Source organism: Companilactobacillus ginsenosidimutans (genome assembly GCF_001050475.1).
GTDB lineage: Bacteria > Bacillota > Bacilli > Lactobacillales > Lactobacillaceae > Companilactobacillus > Companilactobacillus ginsenosidimutans.
This window is the reverse complement of sequence record NZ_CP012034.1, coordinates 1,951,680-1,965,546: the sequence shown is the minus strand read 5'-3', so window position 1 is coordinate 1,965,546 and position 13,867 is coordinate 1,951,680. Positions and strand designations below refer to the sequence as shown.

13 protein-coding genes are annotated in these 13,867 nt (G+C 37.2%); 6 read left to right on the top strand and 7 right to left on the bottom strand.

Annotation, left to right across the window (positions count from 1 at the left end; translation table 11 throughout):
* Positions 1–64: 64 nt before the first annotated feature.
* Positions 65–865 carry an aldo/keto reductase gene (locus tag ABM34_RS09915; RefSeq protein ID WP_048706521.1) on the top strand — a complete coding sequence of 267 codons (801 nt, stop codon included), beginning with the start codon at positions 65–67 and terminating at the stop codon, positions 863–865.
* A 58-nt stretch (positions 866–923) separates the two neighbouring features.
* Here the strand turns inward: ABM34_RS09915 and ABM34_RS09910 are convergent, their stop codons facing one another.
* Positions 924–1,274, bottom strand: a complete 351-nt coding sequence (locus ABM34_RS09910) for a DUF1310 family protein (RefSeq protein ID WP_198141149.1) — start codon at positions 1,272–1,274, stop codon at positions 924–926.
* Positions 1,275–1,394: 120 nt separating this feature from the next.
* The gene (locus tag ABM34_RS09905; RefSeq protein WP_048705421.1) at positions 1,395–1,958 is read right to left on the bottom strand and encodes a hypothetical protein; all 564 of its coding nucleotides are present in this window, start codon (positions 1,956–1,958) and stop codon (positions 1,395–1,397) included.
* Positions 1,959–2,360: 402 nt separating this feature from the next.
* Here ABM34_RS09905 and ABM34_RS09900 point away from each other — a divergent pair, with 402 nt between their 5' ends.
* The 4 genes from ABM34_RS09900 to ABM34_RS09885 all read left to right on the top strand — a co-directional run bounded on the left by ABM34_RS09900 (position 2,361) and on the right by ABM34_RS09885 (position 5,148).
* Positions 2,361–3,776 carry an amino acid permease gene (locus ABM34_RS09900; RefSeq protein ID WP_048705418.1) on the top strand — a complete coding sequence of 472 codons (1,416 nt, stop codon included), beginning with the start codon at positions 2,361–2,363 and terminating at the stop codon, positions 3,774–3,776.
* A gap of 110 nt (positions 3,777–3,886) precedes the next feature.
* The gene (locus ABM34_RS09895; RefSeq protein WP_048705417.1) at positions 3,887–4,375 is read left to right on the top strand and encodes a hypothetical protein; all 489 of its coding nucleotides are present in this window, start codon (positions 3,887–3,889) and stop codon (positions 4,373–4,375) included.
* 120 nt (positions 4,376–4,495) lie between these two features.
* Positions 4,496–4,771 carry a type II toxin-antitoxin system PemI/MazE family antitoxin gene (mazE, locus tag ABM34_RS09890; RefSeq protein WP_157023314.1) on the top strand — a complete coding sequence of 92 codons (276 nt, stop codon included), beginning with the start codon at positions 4,496–4,498 and terminating at the stop codon, positions 4,769–4,771.
* A gap of 2 nt (positions 4,772–4,773) precedes the next feature.
* Positions 4,774–5,148, top strand: coding sequence for a type II toxin-antitoxin system PemK/MazF family toxin (locus ABM34_RS09885; RefSeq protein ID WP_064505416.1), 375 nt, complete (start codon positions 4,774–4,776; stop codon positions 5,146–5,148).
* A gap of 96 nt (positions 5,149–5,244) precedes the next feature.
* On the opposite strand, the gene ABM34_RS09880 is transcribed toward ABM34_RS09885, so the two are convergent.
* From ABM34_RS09880 to ABM34_RS09870, 3 genes are all read right to left on the bottom strand, one after another.
* Complete coding sequence (locus tag ABM34_RS09880) at positions 5,245–6,093, bottom strand: hypothetical protein (protein WP_048705414.1); 849 nt, start codon at positions 6,091–6,093, stop codon at positions 5,245–5,247.
* A gap of 189 nt (positions 6,094–6,282) precedes the next feature.
* On the bottom strand, positions 6,283–7,140 hold the full coding sequence (locus ABM34_RS09875) for a hypothetical protein (protein ID WP_048705413.1): 858 nt from the start codon (positions 7,138–7,140) through the stop codon (positions 6,283–6,285).
* A gap of 104 nt (positions 7,141–7,244) precedes the next feature.
* On the bottom strand, positions 7,245–8,093 hold the full coding sequence (locus tag ABM34_RS09870) for a hypothetical protein (protein WP_048705412.1): 849 nt from the start codon (positions 8,091–8,093) through the stop codon (positions 7,245–7,247).
* 353 nt (positions 8,094–8,446) lie between these two features.
* Here ABM34_RS09870 and ABM34_RS09865 point away from each other — a divergent pair, with 353 nt between their 5' ends.
* The gene (locus ABM34_RS09865; protein WP_048705411.1) at positions 8,447–10,792 is read left to right on the top strand and encodes a SpaA isopeptide-forming pilin-related protein; all 2,346 of its coding nucleotides are present in this window, start codon (positions 8,447–8,449) and stop codon (positions 10,790–10,792) included.
* A gap of 883 nt (positions 10,793–11,675) precedes the next feature.
* Here ABM34_RS09865 and ABM34_RS09860 read toward each other — a convergent pair.
* On the bottom strand, positions 11,676–12,953 hold the full coding sequence (locus ABM34_RS09860) for an O-acetylhomoserine aminocarboxypropyltransferase/cysteine synthase family protein (protein WP_048705409.1): 1,278 nt from the start codon (positions 12,951–12,953) through the stop codon (positions 11,676–11,678).
* On the bottom strand, positions 12,928–13,782 hold the full coding sequence (locus ABM34_RS09855) for a homoserine O-acetyltransferase/O-succinyltransferase family protein (RefSeq protein WP_048705407.1): 855 nt from the start codon (positions 13,780–13,782) through the stop codon (positions 12,928–12,930). Before ABM34_RS09855 ends, ABM34_RS09860 begins: the two co-directional genes overlap by 26 nt.
* Between the last annotated feature and the right edge of the window lie 85 nt (positions 13,783–13,867).

Here is a 13,867-nt window from a genome sequence, read left to right as displayed (position 1 = left end):
TACATTTGGAGGTAGGATTTTGAAAGAAATCACATTTAATCACCGGAAAAGTTCAATTATCGGTATGGGTACTTGGCGTGTCGGTGAAGGCGACTTATTGAGAACTCAAAAAGAAGTCGAAATTTTGAAATACGGCTTGCAAAATGGCATCAACGTCATTGATACAGCCGAAATGTATGGTGAAGGAAAAGCTGAAACAGTAGTTGGTCGAGCTATCAAGAATTTTGACCGTGACAGTTTCCAACTGATTTCCAAGTTTTATCCTTATCACGCGACTCCTAAACTAATCAAAGATAGTTTGGAAAAAAGTTTGAAACGTCTAAATACTGACTATCTGGATGTCTACCTATTACACTGGCGTGGCGATACTCCGTTGGCAGAAACTGTCCAGGGACTTGAAGCTGTTAAAAAAGAAGGTTTGATCAAGAGCTGGGGAGTCTCGAACTTTTCAACTTCTGACTTGGAAGAACTTGCTAGTGTACCTGATGGTGAAAATTGCCAGGTTAACCAGGACTTGTACAATTTGACTAGTCGTGGTGTTGAATACTCAATCCTTCCTTATCAAAAGAAGCACAATATCGACTTCATGGGTTATTCTCCATTTGGATCAGACGGTAATGAATACCTTAATTTAAAAGATGAGGTAGGAGAAGTTGCAGCTCAAAAGCATATTTCAATCTTTGAACTATTACTCGCCTGGGTAATTAGAAATAATAATGTCTTGAGTATTCCTAAGACTAGTTCAGTTGACCACTTTGCAATGAACTTGCATGCTGCTGATATCGAATTCACTCCAGATGAACTAGAATTGCTGGATAAAATTTATCCTAAACCTACTGAAGAAACTCCACTAGATACGATTTAAAAACATAAAAAGGGTTCCTGATCATGATACGAAATCACGATCAGGAACCCTTTATTTATTATTCTAGATTATCTGCCGTCAGAAAATCGAACAGGTCATCGGATGATTCTGTCAACGCATTAATCTCACCATCAGTCAGCGACAAGTCCCCCTGGAAGCTTAGATAAGTCTCGCCATTTACGAAGCCTTTGAAGTCTATCGTTCCCATGGAATTATGCATTATCGTATCGTAATTTAGGTCGATATCCTTGATTTTCCGTTGCTTGTCTTTCAACAATAAGTCGCTGTCGATCTTATTCTCGTTGTCTTTAACAATTCTAACCATCTCTGATTGGAATTCCAGACTCTTTTCATGGTAGAAAACCCCGACTGCAATAATCATTGTGAAGAACAGTAAAAATAATATCATTGCATCCATCTTTTTTCGTTCAAAAATTTGTTACCCCTCATTTGAGTACTACACATAATAGCAGGTAGAAGTATTCATAACAATGCTCTGAACTATAAAAGTTAGATAATATGCATCTTTTTAGTACCCGTGCCAACCTGACTCGGGACGATTCTTGTCATTCGGCGCTGCCATTTCGTCAAAAGTCCGAAGTAGCTTACCTTCTAAACTGTATGCATTACCGTCATAGCTAATAAATGTTTGACTATGACCGTATGCAGACTCCTTCGGAGTTATTATAAACCCACCCTTAGTTGGTTGTGCAGAATATGCACTTCCACCATCAGACATTCCAAAAGAATGGACAAATAGTGATACCGCATCATCTGGAGTATTCACGATTCGATCAATTGGAGCCGGAGTTTGTCCGTTGTTATTTGACTGGGTTGGTTGTTGAGTTGCAGCGTTGTTGTTAGCCCCAGTTTGAGTTTGAGGTTTCTTTTTCTCATCTGTCTCAATCAAACCTTTATTAGAAGACTTCTTCTTTTTAGTCGTGGCCTTCTTCTTAGTATCTTTGTGCTTTACTTGTTCTTTTGGTTCAGAGTCACTTGCCTTTTTGTCGCTGTGATTATTGCCACATGCAGCCACAGCAAATACAGCAAGAATAGCTAAGACACCTAAACTTAATTGTTTGATCAATCTCATAATAAATTGGTCCTTTCCTATTGGTAGACCTAAATATATCATGTGAATTCAAACGATTATATAGCAAAAACAGTATAAGAAATTAGCATTTTATTTCTAAAAATATAAATGAGAAACAAAATAATCCCCTTGTTCATAAGTTGTGAACACTAATATTTTTAACAAATGAATTAATACCTGGATTACTAGCATAAACACATTCAAAAACCCCTAACAGGAATCCACACGTCACAACAAATTCATTTTAATAACTATATTTATCCTTTTATACCAGTCATCCAATATAAATTATTAATTTTTCATATCATTCTAGTTTGAATTGTTTTCTCAGAAGTGTAATATAGAACACAGTTATTAAACAAGTGTTCACGATTCGTGAACATATCGAGGGGAATTTTTTTTATGGCTAAGGAAACATTGAGAAGAAGTTTATCTTCTCGCCAAATGCAGATGATTGCGCTTGGTGGAACAATCGGGGTTGGACTATTCATGGGATCAGCATCAACTATTAAGTGGACAGGCCCATCAGTACTACTTGCATATGGTCTAGCTGGACTAATTTTGTACATGGTTATGCGTGCCTTGGGGGAAATGCTTTACGTCGATCCATCCACTGGATCGTTCGCCAAATATGGACGAGAATATATTCATCCAGTCGTCGGTTATTTGACAGCTTGGAGTAACGTTTTCCAGTACCTAGTCGTTGGTATCAGTGAAGTTATCGCCGTCGGAACTTACTTGCATTTCTGGTGGCCAAACATGCCAGAATGGATTGCCGGAGTCGTCGTTGTCGTAACTCTTTGTATCGCCAATTTAACCTCTGTAAAAGCCTACGGGGAGTTAGAATTTTGGTTTGCGCTTATCAAAGTTGTCACAATTATCATGATGATCATATTTGGATTATTAGTAATCATCTTCGGTGTCGGGAATCACGGACATCCAATCGGTATTAGTAACCTTTGGACAAACGGAGGCTTCTTCACAGGTGGTGTGAAAGGGTTTATCTTTGCGCTATCGATAGTCGTCGCGTCCTATCAAGGAATCGAAGTAATCGGTATTACCGCCGGTGAAGCTGAAGATCCGCAAAGAAATATTGTCCGCGCCATACGTTCAATCGTTGGTAGAATTCTAATTTTTTACATAGGAGCAATTTTCGTTATTGTTTCAATTTACCCTTGGAACAAGCTTGGTACGATGGGCAGTCCCTTCGTTGAAACGTTCGCTAAGGTTGGTATCACTGCCGCCGCAATGATCATTAATTTCGTTATGCTAACGGCTGCAATGTCCGGATGTAACTCCGGTATTTTCAGTTCAAGTCGTATGTTATACACACTTGGTCTCGAACACCATTTGCCAAAGTCATTCGTCAAACTATCGAGAAATGGCGTACCAGTAGTTCCCGTTCTAACCATTTCAATCGGAATCCTACTCGGACTAATTTTAAACTACTCACTACCCGTCTTATTGCACACCTCAGGCGACGTTTTCGTCATCGTCTACAGTTCCAGCGTCTTGCCCGGAATGGTGCCCTGGTTCGTAATATTGTTCAGTGAGCTCAAATTCCGCCGCATCAACAAAGATAAAATGGCCGACCATCCCTTCAAAATGCCATGGTTCCCCATCAGTAATTATCTATCCATCGCCGCCCTACTAGTTATCCTAGTGTTCATGTTCCTCAATCCAGAAACAACAGTTAGCTTGCTAGTCGGCGTCGTATTCCTAATCGTAATGACAATAATTTACTTCTTCAACAACCGTCCTTCAAAAAATATTGACAGTGAAAGTAGTAATGTAGTGTCAGATTTGAATGAAGATTAATCCCACTGTGTAGTCACTTGGCTGCACAGTTTTTATTTACCTTAGTGGACGACCTATCGCAACTCCTATATAATTACTTTCATGTTGAAAAAACATTGGGGGATATATTTATGCGTTCATTTTTAGATAAAAATAGCAACAACAAAGTTACCGTATTCAGTTATGTAGCACTATCATTCATGATTGTTTACGTACTAGGAATCATCTCAACAATAGCGTCAGTATCAGGTGTAGTTCAAATTTTAGGATGGGCCCGCATCTTTTCAATCGCAATCAAACCACTAATCATTTCTTACATCGTAACCTACGTGATCTACTGGCTACCAACAATAAAAAGCGATTTCTCACAACAAGGCACAGTCCTACTCAACGTATCAATGACAATGGTATTTTCCGCGTTACTGACAGTAATAGTATCCATCGCCACATCAAACCTACCAACAACAGTAGTCAAAATAGTAATTTTCTCCGCAGTATACGGCCTACTAGGCTGGTTAAATTGGAAGTATGTCGACATCCAAAAGAACATGAGATACGTCCTATTAGCAATCTCAGTCGCATTCTTCTTGTATGAAGTAATCAAACTTTTCGTTAAATAATTTTTTGAGAAATGCTACAAAGAAAATAGATATGCCATTGAAAATTCTGATAAAAATTAACGTAATTTATCTGTGTAGTCGAATGACTACGCAGATTTTTTATTTTAGGAGGATATTTTAATGGAAAAAGTAATTACATGGTGTTACCATATTTACACAAGGAGATGGAATATCATGAAAACTAGAAAGCAAGGAAATGCACTAGTAATTAGTATACCGTCTAAGTTTAATATTCCTGAGGGAATAGAATATATTGCAATGAAGCAGGATGATGGCAGCTTAATTTTCACTCCAAAATCCGAGAATATATTCAAAAGTAATAAGCCTGAATTCCAAGATTTACGACCCGATAAAGATTATGTGGCAGGAACACGTACAATTCGGGAGGATATCTGACTGTGGCGTATAATTTCAAAGGATATATACCGCAACAAGGAGATCTAGTTTATATAAATTTTGATCCGTCCGTTGGCCGCGAAATAAGAAAACGACGTCCGGGGCTTGTAATTAGTTCAACTGAATTCAATGCAAAAACCGGTTACATAGTAATTTGTCCAATAACAAGTAAGATCCGAGAAAATTCACTTTATCAATCTTTACATGCAAAGAAATTATACGGTCAAATAAATACAATCCAATATAGAACCATGGATTTTTTATCGACTGAACGAAACATAGAGTTCATTGAAAAGAGTAATCCTTTAGACTTTATGAAAACCGCTGAGTCAGTCTCAAATGGGTTAAATTTCAATTCATTGATTGATAATTTATAAGGAAAATAGCTTCAAAACCACCTTGATTTGTTGGTTTTGAAGCTATTTTTGATTAAAAGCAAACATAATATATACTTTCAAGTATTAATTAACTATCTATTGAGTTGCATCTTCAAACTCATCTTCATCATGATCAATTATGATACTTGTCTGGCCTGCATAAGTAACGCCGTATCTCGTATAAGTTGTTGCATCGTCTACAACCCAACCCATATTTGCACGACCAGGCTCTAAATTAGAAAGTGAAACTCCAAATGTTTGTGACGTAAGTTGTGCTGCCTGTGATGAAGAATGTACTGTCGCATTATCATCTGCGGAATAAACACCTAGTTTGGGAGTAACTCCATCAGATTCATAATCACTTGAATCATCTGAATCACTCGACGAACTCTTATTTGTTGCTGAATCATCTGAACTTGTTTTATCAGATTTATTTGAAGTGGATTTTGAGCTACTACCCACTCCTTGAACCTTCGATGTATCAGCCAATTTATTATCCAAATTCAAGTAGATAAAGTAGCTTCCACCACCGACTAATGATTGTTCACCGACGCCTTCAAAGAGTTGATTTACTTCTTTCTTCCGACCAGGTTTCAAAGTTAATGTACCACTCTTTGCTGATGTAGTTTTGTGAGTCTCGTCAGCATAAACAATAAATTTACTCAAATCAAACTTGATAGATTTATCTGTCTTATTGTTAACCGTCATAGAAACGATAAATACAGGATCAGCAATATTATCCGAAGTCTCATCTTGAGCTTGTTTGAATGTAAATTTAACATTCTTTTTATCAGCTTTACTCAAGTTTTGATAATACTTAGTTGAAGCTGATTTTGTTGTCGTGCTTTTGTTTGAACTGTTGTTGCTGGAATTAGAATTATCAGCACTACACCCTGAAAGTACCAATAGAACTACTAATCCAACGAACCAAATTATTTTTTTCATATAAAACTTGTCCTCCCCCTAATTTAAAGACAAGTTTAACGATATCACGTAGAAATAATCGTGTATAGAATTATTTGTTGAAAGTCCATTACTAAAATATATACACATAAATGTAGTTCAACTTCTAATATATTATTTAATTCATGGGACATATATCGCAAAATGGGAGATGAAGTCGAATAGCCCTGACTAATCAGTCTCCGTTTTCGATTCGGATTCAGAATCACTTTTATCTTCCAAATAAGATTCCAAATCATACTCTTTTCTATACTTGTTCAGATAATAATACGATAAAAACATATTATAAAAACCGTATGAAAATCCAAAGTAAGCACTAAGACCACCACCGACAGGCAGTAACACTATAGCCCCTAATTTTTCAATTTGATAAATAAAATCACCCGATGAATTAAAAAGCGAAAAAATCCACTTGATTACCATCATAAGTAAAATAACTGGGCCTGAATATTGTGCCAAACGTTTGGTAAAATCATCCGCAATTCTATGAAATTCTTGAGATTTATACAAAATTTGACGAGTTTTCTGATGTCGATTATATACAAAAATAACCAGAAAGATCGTTATCAACAATACATACAAAATTGGAATTAAAGATTCCATATTAAATTTGTTGTATAGCATAAATGACTCTACAACTAGTCCTATTCCTCCTACAATAAAATTTAGAACGTGCATAAAATAAAAAAACATCATAAATATTCTCATTCTCCAACACAGAATAATCGTTCCAATCACAATAATTGCAACCAAGAATAATAAAGTATAACGGCCTGAATTCACTAATAAATGGAAACCATTCTGTGAAAAAGTCAAATTAAAGAAATGCGTCGTCTTTCTATTTTCGTCTATTGCAATCATTAAGAATAAGAAAAACAATGGCATAGTTAGCATCCCTAACATTTTATTGAATCTATTAGGCTTACGGTAATTTTTTAATACCTCATCCTTAATGAACTTGTCTGTAACTAAGTTCCTACTCTGTTCAAAAGATGCGTCAAAAATTCCGTTCTTCTTTTCAGTCTTCATAATTCAATCCCCAATTTTCCTAAGCACTATCTTTTAATATCTTAAACAATCTCATCCAAACTGAAATCAGCCACTGAGAGTTATCATTATCGTCACAACAATATTTATTCTTCTGTTTCTGATTCAACACTCTCATCATCTTCCAAATACGATTCCAAATCATATTCTTTCCTATACTTATTCAAATAATAATAAGAAAGAAACATATTATAAAAACCATACGAGAATATAAAATATGTACCTCCAACGGCAAAAAGTGGCAATCCGATTGCATAAGCTAATCTTTGAGCTTGTACAACAAAGTCCCCAGAGGAATTAATAAATGAGAAAATCCACTTAATTACCATTATTATCAACAAAATCGGACCAGCATACTGGGCCAATTGCTTTGTTAAATCATTTGCAACCCGATGAAAGTTTTTTGCTTGATAGAGAACTTGACGTGTATTTTGATGTTTATTATATAAAAAGATTGCCAAAAAGATGGCAGTAAAAAGTATATACAAAATTGGCACAATAGCTCCCCACTCTAATCCTGAGAATAAAGTGAAAGTCAATCCAATAAGACCTAAGGCGAGGAAAATAAACTCTGGAATAAATACCATGTTAAAAAACATCATAAATATTCTCATTTTGAATCCCAGTATCAGGGTTCCGATAATGATAATAACCGCAAAGACAAGAAGAAAATAACAAATAATGTTTCCTAATGATTGAACTTTATCAAAAGGAGTATTCGGTACAAATATTTTAACTGAATCTCTGTTTCCGCTTAAGATCCAAGTAAAGAAAGCTATAAACAATGGTGTAAATAGCATCCCTAACATTTTGTTGAATCTGTTAGGTTTCCGATAATTCTTCAACACCTCATCATTAATGAACTTGTCTGTAACCAAATTCCGACTCTGTTCAAAAGATGCGTCAAAAATTCCGTTCTTCTTTTCAGTTGCCATAATCCAATCCCCTACTTTCAAAAATGAATACCGCGTGATGAACACTAGGCCAATCATTTAGGTGATAACCGTGTCTACCTTCATGTAACCCGTGTTTTTTTTAAGATTCATAAATCCCCTATTTATAACTATTTTAATATATCAATAAAAGCTATCCCTGTCATATATACTGGGATAGCTTTTAATTTCTAACAATTTTTTTAACATCTTCATAATGATTTTTTATCAATTAAATTCATGTGAAATAATAAAAATTCATTAACTAAAATGTTATCTATCTAACTACCCCTCGACCTATAATTCTTAATGAGCCACGAATTTATACATACAATCATTGAGGAGGTGATTGTGAAATGAAAAGAAGAATTACTTTTTCAATACTATTTTTAACATCGATTCTGGTGTTTATTGGTATTTTCAACTTATTCGGCTCTTCTGGTAGTGCTTATGCTGCTACGACAACGGATACTACTCCTACAAGTAGTATTTCGCCGACAGTAACTAGTCCTACAACGACTACATCACCACCAGTAACGAGTCCGACTGCTACAACTAGTAATTCTACGGTTTCGACAACAAGTACTTCACCTACTGATACTCAAACAAAGGATATTACTGTAGCCCCGACTACAAGTGATCAAGTGGCTTCCACAACAAGTACTGTTGCCGCACCGGTAACTAGTACATCAACTCAAACAGCGAGTGCTACTGATACTCCTGTTCCTGTTAAAGAAATTCCTATGAAGGGTAATACCGCAGCTGATGCCTCCATTAATTCTGGAGCTATTAGCCCTGGCGACACAACCTACGTTTGGTCCGATTATAATGTCGGATACAACTGGTCGATTCCAGATTATGTTGAGATTAACGCCGGAGATACTGCAACCTTCACTATTCCCGACAATATTAATGTTACACAAAAAACAACTTTTGACGTAAAAGATCCGAAAGGTAATGTAATTGGATCTTTTACAATTTTACCTGGTCAAAAGACTGGTACATTAACATTTAATGATGCACTAGAAAACACTACAACTGGTCGTGTCGGCACCATTAGTTTCACTGCCAAAGGTACTTCCGACTCTGATGAAAACAAAGATTTCATCCTTAACAAATACGGTTGGATTAATACAACAACAGCTGCTTCCACTGATACACAAGCAAGTGAAGGTATCCCTACAAGTTTAACTTGGAACGTTGCCTTCAACTCAGCCAGCCAAGATTTAACACACGTTGTTTTGACTGACACAATTGAACCTGGTCAAACATTTGTTAGAAACTCTGTTCGTGCAAATTATGGTTATATGCTGAATGGTAAATTTATTTCTCAGGGTGAAATTGTACCTGACAGTGTTGAACTAGTTGGCAATCAACTTATTATCAAGTTCAGCAATGTTTCAAGTTACGTTGACCTTTATTATGATACAACCGTTCAAAATGTTAGCACCGATCAAATTAACAAATGGCACGACAAAACTACTATTACAGCTGATCAAATTTCATCAGAAGCAGAACACACTATTGAATGGGGTGGCGCTGGTACTGGTGAAGGTGCCAAAGGTTCAATTATCTTCACGAAACTCAATTCAGTAACAAATAGTCCAATTTCTGGTGCCGTTTTTGAAATTAGAAACAGCGCTGGTAAGGTTATTCAAGAAGGATTGACCACAAATGAAAAAGGTATTATTGAAGCTGACGATTTGGCCCCCGGCGACTACGTAATTGTCGAAACTCAAGTACCGGATGGGTACGAACCTAGTGCCAACTACGAATGGCCATTTACTATCGTTGAAGGTGAAAACGATCCTGTCCTTCTTACTGGATTCGACAAGCCATTCCCAGAAGAACCTGGAACTGGCGAAGAAATTGTTTACAAAGTTGATTCAGCTGACAACCAAGCTTTAGTTGGAGCAGAGTTTAAACTACTCGACGCTGAAGGGAATGTCGTTGCTTCACCACTCAAGACAGATGCCCAAGGTATTCTAGATATGAGCGATTTAGCACCAGGCCAATACAGCTTGGTTGAAATCACTGCTCCAGAAGGCTACGAATTGAATTCAACACCTATTGCGTTTGAAGTTATAGCTGGAAAAACTGCTTCGGTTTATGTTAAAGATGTCAAGCTTCCAACGGACGGCTCATTAACTGTTCTAAAAGTAGATTCCGAAACTAAAAAACCATTAGCAGGCGCAACATTCAATATTCTCGATTCAACTGGCAAAGTAGTAAAGACCGGTCTAACAACCGATGAAAAAGGACAAATTGTTGTCGATGCACTTCCAGACGGAAGCTATACATTAGTCGAAACAACTGCTCCAGAAGGTTACGATGATCTTAAAGACCCAATCGCATTTACTATTACCGCTGGTAAAGCAACAAGTGTAACTGTTCCAGATGAAGAATCTGAAGTAGTTCCACCAGAACCACCTGTTCAACCAGAGGAACCTGACGAAGATGATGATAATGTGGTAGAACCATCTGAACCAGAGCCAGAACCTCAACCAGTTCCAGAACCTGAAAAACCATCAGTAACAACACCTGGTAAGACACCAAGTGGAACAATCGATAAAGATACATCCGGTTACGGCAAGTTGCCACAAACCGGAAACGATAAGGATACAGTCCTAGAAATAGTCGGATTGATTTTATCATTTGTACTTATGATGTCTGTAATTAGTTACCGCAAATTACAACATTGAATCATGATTCACTCAAGATATTTGTAGTAAAAAACTAGTCCCTCGGGACTAGTTTTTTATTGGTATGAAAGATTGTAAATTTGATAAGAACACTTCATTACAAATAGTTATACTATCAATTGAGCTTATCTGACTGTTTGAGGCAATACTCGTTGAATATGAATATTATTTAAGCTATGATAAAAAAGAATAAGCCACTGGGTTGAGTCCAGTGACTTCGAGCGTAAGCTTTTAGAATGACAAAGATGGAAAAGACTAGTCCTTATGAACTAGTTTTTTTTTATCCAGCGAGCTTTGGCAAAATTAAGGTACGCCTCAGACAGGATCCAGATACAAAAGACAAAATCTAGCGTCTATCCATCCTCCTCATAGTAAAATTTAATCATGATCCTTTCCCCCGTTTTCTTTTAATAGATTGAGAGGGAGATATCATTCTTGTTCTTACTAAACTTTCTCGCGTGTCGCCTTTACAAAAGCCTAATTAAAATTATAACTCTAAGCTTATCAAACGTATTAGCTATTACGAAAAGAACGCACATATGATGTTTTTATTTTAAAGGACTAATTAGTATTCTATAGAGATTGCTCTAGAAACCCTTGACTAATTACATGTTCAGATTCAAGTGAGTTTATATGACGCATTTAAATAAGATTGATTATATCTTACAAGTAACAAGACTATGGTTGTCCTTGAAACCACTGGGTGTGACCAGTGACTTCAAGCGTAAGCTTTTAGAATGATTTGGAGAGAAAAATCTAGTCTTTACGGACTAGATTTTTTTGTATCCACCAGAGTCTGGCATAATTTACATACGACTCCGACAAATTCCTGACACAAAAAAAGCGAGCATCCAAGCTCGCTTATTTTTTTTGTATAATTTTTTTAAACCTGATCCAAAGCCTGTGACAAATCAGCAATCAAATCATCAACATTTTCAATACCAATAGAAATACGAATTAAGTCAGGTGTGATACCAGTTGCACGCAACTCTTCTTCATTCAATTGAGCGTGAGTTGTTGAAGCAGGATGGATAATCAATGATTTCGCATCCCCGACATTTGCCAACAATGAGAAAATATTCAATTTCGTAATCAAAGCTTTCCCAGCAGCTTCGCCACCAGTTAATCCGATAGTGAAAATCGAGCCGACACCATTAGGAAAATCACGTTTTGCCAAGTCACTGTACTTGCTGTCTGCCAGTTCAGGATACTTGATCCATGCAACCTTAGGATGATTATTCAAGAATTCGATAATCTTACGGGTGTTCGAAACATGGCGTTCAACACGTAGAGAAAGCGTCTCCAACCCTTGTAACAAGAGGAATGAGTTGAATGGTCCAATAGCACCACCAGTGTCACGGAGAACTTCCGCACGCACCTTAGTCGTGAAGGCACCACCAGCTATATCAGCGAAAACCAAACCGTTATATTGAGGATCAGGAGTCGTAAATTCAGGATATCTGCCCGAAGCCTTGTAGTCGAACTTACCGTTTTCAACAATCGTGCCACCCATCGTCGTACCGTGGCCACCAATGAATTTCGTCGCTGATTCAACCACAACGTCTGCCCCCAAATCCAATGGTCTGTATAAGTAAGGTGTGGCAAAAGTATTATCAACGATAACTAGAATCCCGTGGTTATGGGCAATCTTAGCAATAGCAGGAAGGTCGGCTAAGTTGATATCTGGGTTTCCGATACTTTCCAAGTAGATAGCTTTAGTCTTGTCATCGATGGCCTTTTCAAAATTCTCAGGGTCATCAGAGTTAACAAAAGTAGTCTTGATACCCAATTTTGGAAATGTGACATTGAACAAGTTATAAGTACCACCATAAAGCGTGCTAGCGGAAACGATGTTGTCCCCTTCGCCAGCAATGTTCTCAATGGCAGCGTGGATAGCTGCAGCACCTGTAGCAAGTGCTACACCACCAGTTCCATTTTCAAGTTCAGCAACCCTTTGTTCCAAAACAGCGGTAGTTGGATTTGTTAATCGGGTATAAATATTACCGGGATCCTTCAAAGCAAATCTATCGGCAGCTTCTTGTGGAGTCTTAAAAATATAAGATGAAGTTTGATAGATGGGAACTGCACTTGCTCCAGTTTCGTCAATAGTTTGACCTGCATGTATTTGATTAGTTTCAAATTTGTAATTGTTTTCGCTCATTATTATTCTTCTCCTTTAAAATATTATTTAACCAGTTTTGATATAGATACAAACTGCTGTCATGCCAAGCATTGTAAGCAACAGTAGGGTCGTCCAACGAGATATTTTCCGGTTTCTGAACCGGTTGACCCTTCTTCTCATCTCGGAAATATTCGTTGACCAAAGTCTCGGCTTGATATTCCGGATGACCCATCACATAAATGCTGTTTTGCAACTTAGCCCGCAGATAAAATGGACCAGTTTGTTCGTTGTCTCCAAGAATCTCCAAGCCTTTCGTCTCGCCAGCAATTCTTGGATCAACCTTGCTAAAACGAGACTGCGGCATCCGAAAACCGTCCGGCAATTCAGATTTCAATTCATTCTCAAAAACCCCAAAAATCTTTTTCTCAACATTCACTTTTGGTAGATTGAAGTCGGTGTATAGCGCCGCTTGAGCTCCCCAGCAAGTAAATAATTGACATCGAGTATGTGTTCGCGTCCACTCACGAATTTCCAAAAATTCATTCCAAAAATCTACATCTTCAAAAGCAAGCTTTTCTAGTGGAGCCCCAGTAACTATGAAGCCGTCAAAATACTGATTTCTAATAGAATCAAGTGTGACGTAGTGATACGCAAGTTGTTCTTGACTACCATGTTTCCATTGATGCGACTTGGGATACATGAAAGTCACAGCAACTGGCGTTTTAACTTCAGAAAACAGCTGACTGATCTGGTCTTCCGTCTGAGTCTTATTTGGCATCAAGTTCAGCACCAAAATAGATAATTCAGGATTGGTTTGATAATTCAATATATTGTTACTAGATAATCCATTTAATTTAAATACCGTCATGTTGCTGCTCCTTTCAAATTTTTGGGACAAAAAAAGTCCCCATGTCAGCATTAGCCAACATGGGGACGATGTGGTCGTGGTACCA